We start from the raw sequence: 16,328 nt of genomic DNA, 5'->3' as shown, positions 1-16,328 counted from the left end.
TTGCCCCTCTTTTTGGCTGAAAATCCCGCGGAGAGCGCGAGAGGCAGAGCCTCTCGTATGGGTCGGATGCCCTCAAAGGGCATTCGATCCATTTCTCAGCCGTACCACTTGCCCATCTTCACTTCGATTGCATCTGTGCCCAGCCGCTTGGCAAAACTCTCCGGGTCCTGCGTGCCGCCATCGCGCCCCCGATAATGGTAAGGATATACAAAGGACGGTGCGAATTCCGACACTGCGGAGGCTGCCGCATTGGCGTCCATCGTGAAGGGCAGGTTCATGCAGACAAACGCCAGGTCGATGTCCTGAAGCCCCCGCATCTCAGGCGTGTCTTCGGTATCCCCGGAAATGTAGATCCGGAAGCCTTCGAAGTTGAGCACATACCCGTTGTCGCGCCCCTCCGGATGAAACTTCAGACGTTCTTCGGTGATGTTATAGGCCGGGATCGCCTCGATATTCATATCGGCAAAGGTGGCGACATCGCCATTCGCCACTTCACCCGCTTTTGGCCTGAGACCCTCGGAAAGCATGCTGAAGACCGCCGGATTGGTGATGATCTGTGTGCCGTCCTGCACAATCGCCTGCAGGGTTTCCTCATTGTAGTGATCGCCGTGTTCGTGGGTGATCAACACAAGATCCGCAGACGGAAATTCGGCATGTTTGGCCGGGTCGCCCACAGGATCGACGTAAATGGTCCCCTTCGGCGTCTCCATCACGAATGATGCATGGGAGACGGGATGCACCGTGATCGGGCCTGTCGCGGTTTCGAATGTGTCGCTTGCGTGTGCTGCGGCGCGGGCCGAATAGGGCAGCAAGGTGATCGTGCCAGCGGCGGCTGTACACGCAATGAACGTTCGTCGGGTGGGGCGCATCTCGGTCTCCTGCGTATCGTTCGGGCTATGAGACAGATAGCCACAGTGCCGCACCTTTCAACTTACCGGTCGTCTGCCTCCCGTTCGCCATCAGCGGATGTTTCCTCTTCTTCGATCGCTGCCTGTGCAGCGGCGGTAACCGCTTTTTTCTCAGCGTCTGCAAGGTCTTCGACGTTACCATCAGCCAACCGAACCGTCACTTCCCGGTGGGCGAACTTGATCCCTTCGCGCTCAAACAGGGCGCGGATTTCGGCGTAAATCCGCTTTCGGATGACCCATTGATCGCCCGGTTTGGTCATGAACTTGACCCGGATGATCATGGCGCTGTCCTGCATCTCGATCACACCCTGGGATTTGAGCGGCTGGATGAAGTCCTCTCCGATCTCCGGATCAAGCAGCAGGTCCTGCCCCAGCTTCTTGATCAGCTTGCGGACTTTCTCCACGTCCGTGTCATAGGTCACGCGCAAGGGCAGCTTCATCATCACCCAGTCACGGGAGAAATTGGTCATGACCTGCAATTCACCGAATGGAATGGTATGCAGATACCCCAAATGATGACGCAGCTGGAACGATCGTACGGAGATCTTTTCAACCGTGCCCTTTACCCCGCCGACATCCAGATATTCGCCCTTGCGAAACGCATCGTCGAACAGAAAGAAGGCACCGGCGAAAATATCCCGCACAAGGGCCTGAGAGCCGAAACCGATCGCCACGCCGACGATGCCCGCACCTGCAAACAGCGGACCCACGTTGATCCCGATCTGCATCAGGATCACAAGCACCACCGACACGACCACGACGATCAGCACGAAATTCCGAAACAGCGGCAGCAGCGTAGCCAGTCGGGACGCGGAAGTTCCGCCGCCCTCGTCACCCAGTTGCATATCCGGCTGGTCGCCGACTTCTTCAGCGATCTTGGTATCAATCCAGATGCGGAAGGCGTGATAGACAACATATCCGATGAACAGGATCACCATGATGTCGAGCAATCTGTCGGCATAGCTTTCCACCATGCGCGCGCCATCGTTGTCCCAGATATAGAAGAACGCATAGGTGCCGGCCACAAACGCCAGAATACCGGCAACGCGACGTGCAAGCGCTTCAAAGCTGTTCATCTCTCCGTGTGGTACAAGACCGCTTGCCTGAGCCTGAGCGCTTTCGGCGGCCTGCGTTTCCTCCAGCGCGGCTTCAAGCCGTTCGGTATCTTCGACGTGGTCCGTGGTGGCATCTTCCTGGGCCAGACGTGCCGCTTCAGCCAATGCGGCAGCCTGTGCCTGCCGCTCCTGCCGGATACTGTTGAGACGACGGAGCGCGCGTGCGCGCGCAAAGCTGCGTTCGATCAGGTAATTGATCACACCAAACACGACAATGATGGAGATCAGAATGCCATACGCACCCGCGATCAGCGGCACCGAAGACGGGTTCTCCAACACCAGATCATAGGTCAGCGAGACCCAGGCAAAAAGCACGTAAAGGATCACGACCGGTGCCCAGAGTGTCGACAGCATTCGCGTGGCAAAGCTGCATTCCGCCAGTGGTTTACCCCCGCGCAGCGCCCCGCTGATTGCGCGTCCGTTGACCAGCACCAGAACGATATTCAGAAGCACGATCACCCCTGACAGCACGGCCGCCATAAAGGCGTAGGCATCGTAATTCAGGCCCAGTTCAGCAATCCAAGCCCCCAGCAGAATGGCGCAAATCTCGAACGTGGCCAGCCCCCACAGCCAACGGTGCAGGCGGTTTGCGTCCCGGTCGCTGAACTTCGGAATACGGTATTGGGACAGGTAGGGTGACAGTATCATCCGCCACAATCCCGCAACGAAGCGGCAGGTAAAATAACCAATATTGATCAGCGTCACCGTGAACTGCATGGCGGAATCTTCAAGCGGACCGAAGATGATCGCACCCAGCACATAGGCCACGGTCATGGATACCAGAATACCGATGACGCCCATCACGAACCGGAACACGAGGAAGGGCATCTTTTCGTAATACCCTTGCGGGTCGGATTGGATACGGGCCTGCACGAACCGTTTTGCCATGCGCTTGGCGTATATCTGACGTTCAACCGCGTAGCCGGCGGCAAACAAGAGCAAGCTTAACAGCAGAGCCCGGCCAAACGCCCACAATGTGCCATCGGGGCTTGCAGCACGAAGGATATAGAGCACCTCGTTGATTGCCACGGGCAGGTCCAAAAGCCGCTCGATCAACATGCTGCGGAATTTGACCGCACGTTCCTGCATTACCATCAACGCGGAGTGGGTCTCACCCTCTGGTTCGGGCGGTGCCTCGACGCTTTGGGCGCTTTGGGTAATGACGTTACCGTCGCGGTCAATAACGATGACGCGCAGTTGGTTGTCATCAGCGCGGCGCAGGATCTCCTCGATATCCGCGGTGGTGTCCGACGGTTCCGCGTCCTGGGCGGTTCCAAAGCCAATCGTGCCCTGCGCGAATACCGGCGGCGCACTGCCAACAAGCACGAAGCCCAGCAAAAAACATAGCAAAATCAAGGTGCGCATAGGGCCTCGCCGAGCACGAATGGTCCGGTGTCACGCTATGCCAGCATAGTCATCAATGCAATCAAAGGGATCACGGCACCGCAAAGAGCTGTCCAGTGTTTTGCAAGCATCCTTTCCGGCGACGTGCTCAAGTCCACTCGTCATGCCGGTCCGCCACGACCCGCGCAGTTAACAGCTGTTATCAGCGTTTCCCGAAAGGTTTGCACGGCGGCACGGATCAGGTGAAACCACGGGCCACACAGGCGTTGCCTTTTATGCATGCATTGTATCCGCGCCGTTCCTTCTTATCTGGCGTATAGGCGGTACGCCCGTGTATCTGATGTTCAGGTCACCACGGGCGGGAGATGAATCGCAGATCATATGGACGTCGCTGTCACACAAAGCGTGTTTCAAAACATGTCCGTGATTGGTATCGGAGCGCGCGGACAATGGGCATGGCGCCATAATTGTGGCCGTTGAGCATCGCGCGCTCATTGAAGCTGGGAGTTCAGCCATCGGGGTCTATGGGAAACGGGGCCCGGTGCTTTATGACTTTAAAGGAATTTTTGGAAAGTCCGGAACCGACCTGTGGTTCCGGGACTTCGGTGGGAAGTTTATTATGGGATACCGCGAACCTCGCATCAGTCGGGCGCGTCGGGCGGCACGTCGGATCATGTTTTACAGCCACGACACATTCGGGCTTGGTCATTTGCGACGATCCCGTGCACTGGCAACAGCGATCACGGCCGATGACGAGAAATGCTCATCCCTCATATTGACGGGTTCCCCCGTGGCAGGGCGTTTTGCCTTTCCTCCCAGGGTCGATCACATTCGACTGCCCGGCGTCACCAAGCTGCCTGACGGCAGTTACGCCAGCAAGACGCTTGCGATGGGGATTGATGATACCACGTCATTGCGGGCCGGTTTGATACAAAGCGCGGTGGAGCGTTTTGACCCTGATCTGCTGATCGTCGACAAGGAGCCCACGGGCTTTCGCGGCGAACTGCTTCCCACCCTTGAATACGTGCGGATGCGGGGACGCACACGTGCAGTGCTTGGGTTGCGTGACGTGCTGGACGAACCAGAAGCCCTGTCTGCGGAGTGGGACCGCAAAGGGGCCCTCACGGCGATGGAAAAATACTACGATGAGATTTGGGTCTACGGTGTGCAGGATGTCTATGATCCCACTGAGGGCCTGAACGTGAATGAGGCCACACGCGCACGGATGTACTGGACCGGCTATCTGCGGCGCAGCGTAACGGATGTCGTCGAAACGCCCGACAGCCCCTACATTCTGGTGACAGCAGGTGGCGGCGGGGACGGCGCAGCGATGGTATCGCTTGTGCTTGACGCCTATGAGGCCGACCCGACACTGGGCCCGAACGCCGTGTTGATCTATGGCCCCTTCTTGTCCGCCGAAGTGCGCGAAGGTTTTGATGCCCGCGTTGCCAAGTTGGGTGGCAGGGTGACAGCCCTTGGCTTTGACAGCCGGATCGAGGGTTTGTTCGAAGGGGCTGAGGGCGTTATCTGCATGGGCGGATACAATACCTTTTGCGAAGTATTGTCTTTCGACAAACCGGCCGTGATCGTGCCGCGAACAAAGCCGCGGCTTGAACAATGGATCAGGGCAAGTCGGGCCGAACAATTGGGTCTTGTGCGGATGCTGGACGAAACCCGCGATGGCATGACACCACAATCCATGATTGGTGCAATTCGCGCGCTGAAGGATCAACCCAGCCCCTCGCAGGCCGGTGCGGACGGGTATCTTGATGGTCTTGATGTTGTGGTTGAACGCGCGCGCGCCCTGATGCGCTGGGAGGCGCATGCATGAGCAACGCCCCCCCGCTTGCCGTGGTCCTCAAGGGTTGGCCGCGCTTGTCGGAAACCTTTATCGCGCAGGAACTTGTCGCGCTTGAGCAAGCAGGGCTGGAGTTTGAATTATGGTCGCTGCGACATCCGACAGACAAAAAGACCCATCCCTTGCATGATCGCATGCGCGCAAAGGTCAGATATCTGCCCGAATACCTCCGGGATCAGCCGCGGCGCGTTGCACACGCGATGGGCGCGGCGGCTGACCTTCCCGGATTTGACAAGGCCGCAGAGATCTATTCGGAAGATCTTGCACGGGATGATACGCCCAACCGCCGCCGCCGCTGGGGACAGGCTTGCGTGATGGCAACGGAGATGCCTGCGGGTACGCGCGGGATCTATGCCCATTTTCTGCACACCCCTTCATCTGTCGCGCGGTACGCCGCCATCATGCGTGGTTTGCCATGGTCCTTTTCAGCACATGCGAAGGATATCTGGACCTCACCCGAATGGGAGTTGCGCGAGAAACTGTCCACCGCCCAGCATGGTGCCCATTTCGGCGCGACCTGCACCGACTTCGGGGCGCAGCATCTGCGGGGTCTGGCCGATGATCCCACGCGCGTTGATCTGATTTATCACGGGTTGGACCTTGACCGTTTTCCGGCACCGCCCACCCGAAAGCCACGCGACAGGACTGCCCCACTGCGCATGATGTCCGTCGGTCGACTGGTGGAGAAGAAGGGGTTCGACAATCTGATTGATGCGCTTGCCCTGCTTCCGGACACGTTGGACTGGCACTGGACGCACATCGGCGGCGGCGCGCTTGACGCTGAAATGCGCGCACGTGCCGAAGGCCTTGGCATTGCCAACCGCATCACATGGCGCGGTGCGTGCGATCAGCCCGAGGTCATCAGCGCGATGCGCACGGCAGACCTGTTTGTCCTGCCCTCCCGTATCGCGTCGGACGGCGACCGTGACGGGCTGCCGAATGTCCTGATGGAAGCCGCAAGCCAGATGTTGCCGATCCTTTCGACCCCCGTTTCGGCCATACCTGAGTTTGTCGAGAATGGTGTCCACGGGATCTTGTCCGATGATGCACCCCAGTCACTTGCAGGCATAATGCAGCGGTTTGCAGATGATCCCGCGATGGGACCGCGCCTTGCCAAAGCCGCGCATGAACGGTTGACGGAGCATTTCCTGATGCAACCCGGTATCACGCATTTGAAGGCGCGCATCGACGCCATGCTTGCGCGTTCGGCCTGATGCGGCTGGCGTTTTACGCACCCCTGAAGCCGCCCGATCACGGGAATCCTTCCGGTGACCGGGAAATGGCCCGCGCCTTGATCAAGGCGCTGTCCGAAATGGGCGCGCAGGTCAGTCTTGCCAGCACCCTGCGCAGCCGGGACGGCACAGGCGACACGCAACGGCAATCCGACATTCACGCAAGGGCCAAGGCGCAGATCCCCGATCTGATCGCGAAGGGAAAGACCGAGAAATGGTCTGCATGGGTCACCTATCATAACTATTACAAGGCCCCTGATCTGCTTGGTCCCGAGGTCTGCGAAACGCTGGGCATTCCATATGTGCAGATTGAATCGACCCGCGCACGCAAAAGGCTTCAGGGACCCTGGTCATCGTTCGCCCACGCCGCCGAAGCGGCGGCAGATGCGGCCGACCTGATATTCTACTTCACGCAAAGGGATGCAGAAGCCCTGAAACGCGATGCCCCTGATGGACAACAGCTGGTACCGTTGCCACCATTCCTGCCTTACACCACCTTGCCAAGCGCGGGTGACAGATCCGGGTCCATGCTTGCGGTGGGCATGATGCGCCCGGGCGACAAGCTGGCATCGTATCAGCTGATCGCGCAAACGCTTGCTCTTTTACCTATCGGAATTTGGCAGCTTGATATCGTCGGTGACGGAAAGACAAAGCCGGAAATAGAGCGGATGATGGCACCGTTCCGGGACGCCGTTCGTTTTCAAGGCCTGCTCCCGCCCGAAGAGGTCGCCCGGGCATATCGGGATGCGGGGCTCCTGTTTTGGCCAGGCGTTAACGAAGCGTTTGGGCTAACTTACCTCGAAGCCCAGGCACATGGCCTTGCGGTTGTTGCACAGAACAGACCCGGTGTTTGCGATGTGCTTGTTCCGGGTGATTATCCGACCGTGGAAAGCGGGGCTGCCGGATTGTCCGCGATGCTCCTTCCGCTTTTGACAAGCGGCGTCAAACGTCGTGAGGTCGGAGATGCGGCACGGGCATATGTCGCACAGCACCATCTTTTGGCTTCTGCCGCCGCCCAGTTGCAAAAAGGATTTGAAGCCTTGGGGATTGCACAATGACAAGGCTCGCCCTGCTCCGCCACGGGCACACGGAATGGAATAGAATGGGCCGGATCCAGGGCCGTACCGACATCCCGCTGGACCAAGATGCACGGGCAGAGCTTGCCGGTCAGCGCATACCGGCGCCTTGGGACCAGGCGACGCTGTGGTCAAGTCCGCTTGCCCGCGCGCATGATACGGCAGAATTGATCGCCGGTCGAAAACCCCGGGTTCACCCCGCCCTGATTGAAATGGACTGGGGCGATTGGGAAGGTCTGCATGGCAAGGATCTGCGCACCGATGCCGACAGCGGATTTCGAGACATTGAATATTGGGGATGGCATTTCAGCCCACCAAACGGCGAAAGCCCTAAAACCATACGGCAGCGTCTGTTACCTTGGGTTTCAGAGCTTCAGGGCGATAATATCGCCGTTTGTCACATCGGGATCATGCGGGTCCTGTTGGCCCATGCGACAGGTTGGTCGTTCGATGGCCCACCCCCCTTCCGGATCAAGCGCAACAGGCTGTTCGTCATTGAAATACGAGACGGAGCTTGGCAACTGCAGGCAGAACCAGTGCGGTTGGAGCCACGATCGTGAAGGTCCTTATCACCGTCACACATCTGCTTGGGACGGGCCATCTTGCCCGCGCCATGACCCTCGCCAGCGCCTTTTCGGCTCACGGGCATAAGGTCGCTCTGGTGTCCGGCGGCAGGCCTGTAAGGCATCTGGAACGTGCCGGGATCGACATCCTTCAACTGCCGCCTGTCCAATCGAATGGCACGGATTTCAGTGTTTTGCTGGATGAGCAAGGGAACGTGATAACACCTGATAGAATGCGCGAGCGAAAGGAAATACTGCTTTCCATACTTGACCGTATGGATCCGGATGTCATCATCACGGAGCTGTTTCCCTTCGGGCGGCGTCAGTTGAAGGATGAATTCGTGGCCCTTTTGGAGGCTGCACGGGCCAGAGCTGATCCGCCGCTCATCGCCAGTTCGATCCGCGACATACTTGCGCCGCCTTCGAAGCCGGAAAAGGCCGCCCTCGCCGATCGAATGATCGAGACTTACTACGACCTTATTCTGGTGCATGCCGATCCCAACCTCACACCGTTGGAGCTGAGCTGGCCCGTAAGTGAGGCAATCGAGACCAAACTGCGCTACACCGGTTTCGTTGCCCCTGCGGCGGCGGGTCGTCATCCAGACGGTCTGGGCCAGGATGAAATCATCGTGAGCGCGGGCGGAGGCGAGGTCGGGGGACATATCTTTGCAAGCGCGCTGGAAGCGGCCACGCAAAACGGGAAGCAGTGGCGCCTGCTGATGGGCGGGGCAGACGCGCAAAGGCGTGCCGCAGAGATGCAAGTGAAAGCACCGTCGAATGTCATCATCGAACCCGCACGACGTGACTTCAGGCAGATGCTGACCCACGCGGCGGCATCGGTCAGCATGTGCGGGTACAACACCGCATTGGACGTGCTGCAAAGCGGTGTGCCTGCGGTCTTTGTGCCTTTCGATGCGGGCAACGAGGTGGAGCAGGGCATTCGCGCGAAGGCTTTGGCGGAACAGAATGCCATCACCTTGGTGCGGAACGCGGATTTGTCCGCCAGTACGCTCTTGAAAGCCCTGGAAGATGTTCAAAGCGGCCCAAAACGCGCGCCACTTCGCATGGGTATGGACGGGGCAAACCGTACAGTGGAGATCATGAGTAAGATGTGGGGGGCGCGGGGTGGTCATTGACTGGACAGAACTGCGCGCGGAATTGGCCGTCTGGCGCAGGCAGGCGCGTCACCTCCCGATTTGGTGGCGGGATGACGACGCGGTTTCGGCGACCGCTGCTTTGGAGCGATTGATCGGGCTGTCCGATGAATTGCAGGTGCCGCTGCATCTTGCGATCATCCCGGTGATGGCGGATTCCAGCCTTGCGGACCTGCTGAAAAAACAGCCGCGGGTGGTGCCGATGGTGCACGGTTGGGCGCATCAAAACCACGCACCCGAAGGGAAGAAGAAAGCGGAGTTCGGTCATCCGAGAGAGACCGCAACACCCGAGCTTGCCATGGCGTATGCACGGCTGAAAGATCTGTTAGCCTTTGAAAACGATATGTTCTTCGTGCCCCCCTGGAACCGGATTGACGCAAGCGTTGTCTCTGCCCTGCCTGCGGCGGGGTATGCGGGGGTGTCGACGTTCACACCGCGCAATGCGGCCTGCCCCATGCCCGGGCTGGTTCAGATCAACACGCATCTTGACCCGATCTATTGGCGCGGCGGCGGGGGGGTGGTCCCTGCGGATCAATTGATATCCGCGCTGGTTGCCCTGTTGCAGGACCGCCGGGCCGGGCGAACGGATGCGACGGAACCGCTTGGGATACTGACCCATCACCTGGTTCATGACGCGGACATCTGGGCGTTCACCCGCGCGGTTCTGTCAGAGCTTCTGGCGGGCGGCGCGATCCCGGCAACGGTGCGGGGCGCGCGGTAAGTCCGGCGCGCGATCCGACCGACCTGCAAGCGCGGCAGATGGGCCACAGCGCACCCCTGATCTTGGGTCGTATTCGGATGAACCGCGATATGTTGTTGCGCGATCCATCTGTTGTGTGTATCCGCGAAGTACAGGTGCATAAAGACGCGGCACAGCATCAACTGACGTTGAGGGGCCCGGAGGATCAATCTTCCGGGTCTTTTTCGTGGCTTAGTGTTGTGAAAATCAGGTCCCGGAACAGGAAAAAGACGTCAGGTGCTCAGACGCGGTCTTTGCATCGGGCCGAAACCCATCCTGACGTCTTCCCTGTGTTCCGTGCGGTTTCCGAGGATTCCGCCGGTGACCCAGACGTGACAAACCCGAAGGCTGCCACATGTCACAAATCCGAAGACCTGCAACTGCCCCTGATCTTGCGATCCTGAGCGTTCGGAGATCCGTTTCCGTAACCCCGCGATCTGCGTTACCGCCTTCCGCCGCGCCGCCCTGTTTCCAGTCCGCCGCTTGATCCGACACAACCCGAAGGCCCTGCCTGACCCACAACATTCCTCAAGATACCGCCTTTTCGTCACGAGGCTTTCACCCCCACACGATCTGACTGCATCCGTTCGCCCGTTACACCGATGGCTCAATCTAGGATCAGTCCACCTGTGCCCGTGTGCGCCCGGGTCTGCTGCGTTCCCGCATTGGTTCCGAGGAACCGCTGCGATGGGTTGAAGGTGGAGGGTGAAGGGGTGAGTCGGCAAGGGTTTTGTTAGGGTTTTGGGAAATTTCTTGTGGATAAGGTGTTGGATTTGTTGGGGTTTTGGCTGTGGATAAGTTGGGTTTTGTGTTTGGGGTGAGGGGGTTGGAAGGGGAGGATTGGAGATCAGCGCAAAGGATCGTCGCCGGGTTTTGCGACGTAGGGTGTGCGGTTCCCGCGCACCGTTGGGCGGGTTCGACGGGTGGAGGAGGCGGTGGGATGGAGTGGGAATGGTGCGCGCAGAGCGCACACCCTACGGTCCATTCTCGGGCAAAGGATGATCCAAAAAGTCTAAATTAAGGTTGTGAGTTTATCAAAAAGTGATCAAATTCGTAGAATAGCTCAAAGCACTTCCCATCAAACATTTCCACGTCTGCTGTAGAACCCGATCTCGTGAATTGGGTTGCGAGTTGGGACTGGAGGCGAGACTTTGTATCATTTGACCTACCCTTAGCAGTCGCCAAGATCCTTTGGGCATTTCCATTCTTTGGAACAATAGCTTGCATATTAATGTCGATGAAAGAGAACCCCAAAAAAATTAGAACCTCAGCATTTCCAACAGTTTTTCGAATCGTGTTAGAAATGAGATTATCAGATACTCCCTCTGTAAATGTTCGAATTCTCTTCGAGGCGGCGATGATATGGCTCGGGTAAGGTTCAAATCCAAAACCTTTCGTTCGATCGAATTCAATCTCTATTTCACCAATCGAACCGTAAGGATGTAGTACTTCAATGGCATCTGAAACACGGTTTGCTCCGACGTTGTCCAAATCAAAGTAGCTTATCGCAGCGTTTAGAAAGAACTGCTTAACACAGCGGTCATAGTTAAACGATACGAAGGTGGTGTTTAAAAGCGTGCGAACAAACGCCTCAAAATCTCTTTTGGTAGCACAGATTTTAAAGAAGACGGCAACCCAACTATCCAGTGTTCGGTGAAAGTTGACCCTGTTTCTGGTATTTGAAGTATCTATATTAAGGCTGCTAGAGCGTTCTGCTTTAGCAATAGCATTTGCAATCGCAATCTTTCCAACACTTACTAACTCTGGGTTTGTCCGATGAGTATCGAGGTAATTATCAATCGAAGGCGCTAGGATCATGTTCCTGCTAATCTGTGCGCCAATATTCATCAAAACTTCGGGCCTGACTTCACACTCTATAGAGAACTGTTTAAGTGCCCGCGTAAGGTGTGAATCTCCACTACTTCCACGCAGAGTTCCGAAGTCGTCAAACAGGTAGTTTAGATCAGATTGGAGGATCTCAGCAAGTTGCGCCCCCGTTGGCAAACCAAATTCTTGGCTAGCACCTGCTCCGACGACAATTACATTTCGCCGTTCACTATCACCCATCCATCACCTCACCCAAACCGCCCCATCTCACCGTGCGGGAACGCGCATTGCTGCGCAATACGCTGCCTCCCGCCGTCGCTCTAAGAATGAACGGCTTAGCCGTCCATTTTTAGAGCGCTGATAAACGCCTCCTGAGGAATATCCACCTTGCCGAACTGGCGCATCTTCTTCTTGCCCGCCTTCTGCTTGTCCAGCAGCTTGCGCTTGCGCGTCGCGTCCCCACCGTAACACTTCGCCGTCACGTCCTTGCGCATGGCACTCAACGTCTCGCGCGCAATCACTTTCCCGCCAATGGCCGCCTGAATGGGGATCTTGAACATGTGACGGGGGATCAGGTCCTTTAGCTTTTCGACCATCGCACGGCCGCGCGCCTCTGCCCGGTCGCGGTGGACCATGGTGGAGAGGGCGTCGACAGGTTCATCGTTCACCAGGATCGACATCTTCACCAGATTGTCCTCCCGATAGCCGATCATCTGATAATCGAAGGACGCGTAGCCCTTGGTCACCGATTTCAGCCGGTCGTAGAAGTCGAACACCACTTCGTTCAGCGGCAGGTCATAAACGACCATCGCGCGGGAGCCGGCGTAGGTGAGGTCCTCCTGTATGCCACGACGGTCCTGGCAGAGTTTCAGCACATCGCCGAGGTAGTCGTCGGGCACAAGGATCGTCGCCTTGATCCGGGGTTCTTCCAGGTGGTCGATCAGCGTCATGTCAGGCATGTCGGCAGGGTTGTGCAACTCCTGCTTGGTGCCGTCCTTGTGGTGGATGTGGTAGATTACCGAAGGCGCGGTGGTGATCAGTTCGATGTTGTATTCCCGCTCAATCCGGTCGCGGATCACTTCGAGGTGCAGCAGACCAAGGAAGCCACAGCGGAAGCCAAAGCCGAGCGCGGCGGATGTTTCCATCTCGAAGGAGAAGCTGGCGTCATTCAGGGCGAGTTTTTCAATGGCGTCGCGGAGGTCTTCGAATTCGGCGCTGTCCACCGGGAAGAGGCCACAGAAGACCACCGGCTGGGATGGTTTGAAGCCGGGCAGTGCGACGTCGCAACCCTTTTTCTCATGCGTGATCGTGTCACCCACGCGGGTGTCGCGGACCTGCTTGATGGAGGCGGTGAGAAAGCCGATCTCACCGGGGCCAAGTTCGTCGATCACCGTCATTTCGGGGCGGAACACACCGATGCGGTCCACATGGTGGGTCGTGTTGTTGGAGAGCATGCGGATGCGGTCGCCCTTTTTCAGGACGCCGTCCATGATGCGCACCAGAACGATCACGCCAAGGTAGCTGTCGTACCAGCTGTCCACCAGCATGGCCTTCAGCGGCGCGTCGCGGTCGCCCTTGGGGGCGGGCAGGTTCTGGACAATGGATTCAAGGGTTTCCATGATGCCCTGCCCGGTCTTGGCGGAAACCTGAATGGCGCCCGAGGCATCAATGCCGATGACGTCTTCGATCTGTTCGGCGACGCGGTCGCAATCAGAGGCAGGCAGGTCGATCTTGTTCAGGACAGGGACGATTTCGTGGTCGGCATCAATCGCGTGGTACACGTTGGCCAGCGTCTGCGCCTCGACCCCTTGTGTGCTGTCCACCACCAAGAGCGAGCCTTCGACGGCGCGCATGGAACGGGAAACTTCATAGGCGAAGTCCACGTGACCAGGCGTGTCGATCAGATTGAGAACGTATTCTTCCCCATTCTGCGCGGTGTAGTTGATCCGCACGGTCTGTGCCTTGATGGTGATCCCGCGCTCCCGCTCGATGTCCATGGAGTCGAGCATCTGCTCCTTCATGTCGCGATCCGCCACGGTGTTGGTGGACTGGATCAGACGGTCAGCGAGCGTGGATTTCCCGTGGTCGATATGCGCGACGATGGAGAAATTGCGGATGTGGGATAGTGGTGTCATGTAGGGGGATATGATGCGGAAACCCGGTTTGGTCAATGGGATATGGCGCAGCGTTCAAGATGGTCGCAGGGAATGGTTTGGGGCGCTTCCAAAGAGGCTTGGCAAACTCAACCGTGAATTGCCCCGCCTGCCCGTTTCAGGCATATTCGACCTTAACAAGCGACCCCAACGGTCCGTAGTGATGAGGCAGAGATATGATCCGTATGACAATCGCCATTGTGGCCCTTGCAGGCCTGACCGCCTGTGGCGGCGGCAACAGCACGCCCATTCCGCGTGGAGGCTTTACGCCTTCGCCTTATCTGTTCGCCAACGGCCCCCTTCAGCAGGCCTGTCAGGCCGACGGACGCAAGGCGGCAAGCCGCGCACGGTGCGGGTGCGTGCAGGCGGTGGCAGACAGATCATTGTCGGCAGGCGATCAGCGGCGCGGGGCATCCTTGTGGACGAACCCGGCACGGCTGCAGGAAATCCGCCAGTCGGATTCCGCCGGTAATGAGCGGTTCTGGAAGGAATGGAAAGCCTTCGGGCAAGAGGCTGCGCGGCTTTGCAAGGACACCTGACGCGGGGGTGACGTCTTTGAAAAGGGTCAAAGGGGCAATCGGTTTTCGGGACGGGATATTTTCCCGCAAGTCGTTGGCTTTATTGTACTTCAAAGGGGCCATGCAGGTGAGCGTCGCCTAAACTTCCCGCCTGGATCTCCTGCGGAATCGCTCCATTCATTTCGCGTCTTCCTGCGTCGGCGGGCCGAAACGGTCCTTCAGACGGTCCGCGATCTGGTCGCGGGCGGCGCGGAATTGTACCAGTTTGGTCTCGCGGGTTTCCCCAAGGCCCGTGGGATCAAGGATGGGCCAGTATTCCACATCAAGATGGAAGAACCGCGTCAGTTCCAGCGCCCGGCGCTGGCTGGCGGGGGACAGGGCAATGACCAGATCGAAAGAGCTCAGATCGTCGCCCCATTGTTCCATTTCATCAAAACTGCGGGAGCGGTGACGCGAAAGTTCCACGTCCATCTCCTTGCAGACGGCGATCGAAAAGCCGTCAATCTCCAGATCGTTTTTCACGCCGACCGATTGCACGTAGACTTCGGTGCCATAGAACTTCTTCATCAGCCCCTCTGCCATCGGTGAGCGCACGGCATTGTGGTCGCAGCAAAAAAGCACCGATTGGGGGAGTTGATCTGCCATTCAGCCGCCGAAGTGCAGGACGCAGATCAGGGTGAACAGGCGACGGGCGGTGTCTTCATCGACTTCGGCCTTGCCTTCCAGCCGTTCCTGCAGCACCCGGCTGCCTTCGTTGTGGATACCGCGGCGTGCCATGTCGATGGTTTCGATCTGCGAGGGTGGCAGTTTCTTGACCGCATCGAAGTAGCTTTCGCAGATCTGGAAGTAGTCCTTCACAACCTGGCGGAACGGGCCCAGCGACAGATGAAATTCTGCAGCCTTTTCAGCGTTTTCCGTCTCAACGTCGAAAACCAGCCGCTTGTCGCGGATCGACAGGCCAAGGTGGTAGGGGCCCTGCGGGGTCAGCCGATCCTCGCGCCGCGGCAGGACAAAGGTATTGTCCTCCAGCAGATCGAACACGGCGACTTTGCGCTCCTGCTCGATCTCGGGCGTTGGGGGCGGCAGGTTGGCGTCATCAAGGGCGATGTGGGTGATGCGGGACATGGAAACGCAGCTTTTACAGGTCAACAGATGGCGCAGGGATACGTCACCCCAAATGGCAAAGCAATGGGGAGGCTGCGTCAGGTGATTTGAAGATAATTGGCACCCAGCAGAACGATGGTTGCGGCCACTGACACCAATCCGGCGGTCATTGCGCGGCCCTCAAGGCGGCCGCCGGAACGGTTAATTGCGCCAATCGTGCTTAGAAGCACCAGATGCACGAAAGGTTGGCTGCCGCCGGACATCACCATGGTCTGCGCCACATATAGAAGTATCGCCATAAGCAGCAGAAATGCGGGCGGCGCCCAATAATCAACCGGGAACCCAGGCTGGGACGACTCCGGTGCCCGTGCATTGCGGGTCACATAAAGCATGGCAAGTGGCAGGATCACCGCAAGTCCGGTTGCGAAACCCGTGAAGACGGGCCAAGCGAGCTGCAGACCTGCAGCGGTAACAATGCCGAATAGTAGGATCGCGTCGAACACCACCCAGCAGCACCGTGCGAAAAGGTCCTTGGGACCGACTGCGGACTGCGCAACCAATTCCCGAAAAACAAGCTCGCGCAGAGTGTTGTTGATCATATGGATCGCGACGGCAAGCCCGGCGAGCGCCGCCAGCGGAGCAGAGCCTGTACCCAAGCCATTGAAGAGCAGATACACCGCGACCCCCATGATCAGAGGGGCGATGATCTGGCGGGTTTTCAGTTGTGCATCAGGCAT

At 58.1% G+C, this 16,328-nt stretch carries 14 protein-coding genes; 7 read left to right on the top strand and 7 right to left on the bottom strand.

Features of this window, described 5'->3' with window-relative positions:
• Window positions 1-95: 95 nt before the first annotated feature.
• Window positions 96-869, bottom strand: a complete 774-nt coding sequence (locus AB4X18_RS11670; protein ID WP_370400245.1) for an MBL fold metallo-hydrolase — start codon at window positions 867-869, stop codon at window positions 96-98.
• A 62-nt stretch (window positions 870-931) separates the two neighbouring features.
• Window positions 932-3,388, bottom strand: coding sequence for a mechanosensitive ion channel family protein (locus tag AB4X18_RS11665; RefSeq protein WP_432816621.1), 2,457 nt, complete (start codon window positions 3,386-3,388; stop codon window positions 932-934).
• A 598-nt stretch (window positions 3,389-3,986) separates the two neighbouring features.
• On the opposite strand from AB4X18_RS11665, the gene AB4X18_RS11660 reads away from it, so the two are divergent.
• From AB4X18_RS11660 to AB4X18_RS11635, 6 genes are all read left to right on the top strand, one after another.
• Entirely contained in the window at window positions 3,987-5,198 is a 1,212-nt protein-coding gene (locus tag AB4X18_RS11660) for a glycosyltransferase family protein (protein ID WP_370400242.1), read from the top strand.
• Window positions 5,195-6,439: a glycosyltransferase family 4 protein gene (locus AB4X18_RS11655; RefSeq protein WP_432816620.1), complete on the top strand. Its 1,245-nt coding sequence runs from the start codon at window positions 5,195-5,197 to the stop codon at window positions 6,437-6,439. Before AB4X18_RS11660 ends, AB4X18_RS11655 begins: the two co-directional genes overlap by 4 nt.
• Before the next feature lie 65 nt (window positions 6,440-6,504).
• On the top strand, window positions 6,505-7,515 hold the full coding sequence (locus AB4X18_RS11650) for a glycosyltransferase family 4 protein (RefSeq protein WP_432816619.1): 1,011 nt from the start codon (window positions 6,505-6,507) through the stop codon (window positions 7,513-7,515).
• A complete protein-coding gene (locus AB4X18_RS11645) occupies window positions 7,512-8,093 on the top strand; it encodes a histidine phosphatase family protein (protein ID WP_432816618.1) in 582 nt (193 codons plus the stop codon). Before AB4X18_RS11650 ends, AB4X18_RS11645 begins: the two co-directional genes overlap by 4 nt.
• Window positions 8,090-9,232, top strand: a complete 1,143-nt coding sequence (locus AB4X18_RS11640) for a glycosyltransferase family protein (protein ID WP_370400239.1) — start codon at window positions 8,090-8,092, stop codon at window positions 9,230-9,232. Before AB4X18_RS11645 ends, AB4X18_RS11640 begins: the two co-directional genes overlap by 4 nt.
• Complete coding sequence (locus AB4X18_RS11635) at window positions 9,222-9,971, top strand: polysaccharide deacetylase family protein (RefSeq protein WP_432816617.1); 750 nt, start codon at window positions 9,222-9,224, stop codon at window positions 9,969-9,971. Before AB4X18_RS11640 ends, AB4X18_RS11635 begins: the two co-directional genes overlap by 11 nt.
• 1,035 nt (window positions 9,972-11,006) lie before the next feature.
• Here the strand turns inward: AB4X18_RS11635 and AB4X18_RS11630 are convergent.
• The gene (locus tag AB4X18_RS11630; protein WP_370400237.1) at window positions 11,007-12,056 is read right to left on the bottom strand and encodes an SIR2 family protein; all 1,050 of its coding nucleotides are present in this window, start codon (window positions 12,054-12,056) and stop codon (window positions 11,007-11,009) included.
• Between the two features lie 95 nt (window positions 12,057-12,151).
• Window positions 12,152-13,951, bottom strand: coding sequence for a translation elongation factor 4 (gene lepA / locus AB4X18_RS11625; protein ID WP_370400236.1), 1,800 nt, complete (start codon window positions 13,949-13,951; stop codon window positions 12,152-12,154).
• Between the two features lie 194 nt (window positions 13,952-14,145).
• On the opposite strand from lepA, the gene AB4X18_RS11620 reads away from it, so the two are divergent.
• Window positions 14,146-14,508 (top strand): hypothetical protein, encoded by a 363-nt coding sequence (locus tag AB4X18_RS11620; protein ID WP_370400235.1) that lies wholly within the window; start codon window positions 14,146-14,148, stop codon window positions 14,506-14,508.
• Between the two features lie 156 nt (window positions 14,509-14,664).
• On the opposite strand, the gene AB4X18_RS11615 is transcribed toward AB4X18_RS11620, so the two are convergent.
• From AB4X18_RS11615 to AB4X18_RS11605, 3 genes are all read right to left on the bottom strand, one after another.
• Window positions 14,665-15,132, bottom strand: a complete 468-nt coding sequence (locus AB4X18_RS11615; RefSeq protein WP_370400234.1) for a low molecular weight phosphatase family protein — start codon at window positions 15,130-15,132, stop codon at window positions 14,665-14,667.
• Entirely contained in the window at window positions 15,133-15,612 is a 480-nt protein-coding gene (locus AB4X18_RS11610; RefSeq protein ID WP_370400233.1) for a UPF0262 family protein, read from the bottom strand.
• 77 nt (window positions 15,613-15,689) lie between these two features.
• Entirely contained in the window at window positions 15,690-16,328 is a 639-nt protein-coding gene (locus AB4X18_RS11605; protein ID WP_370400232.1) for a hypothetical protein, read from the bottom strand.

It is taken from the genome of Sulfitobacter rhodophyticola (genome assembly GCF_041281685.2).
In the GTDB taxonomy this organism is placed as follows: domain Bacteria; phylum Pseudomonadota; class Alphaproteobacteria; order Rhodobacterales; family Rhodobacteraceae; genus Sulfitobacter.
This window is presented reverse-complemented; position numbering and strand designations above follow the sequence as displayed.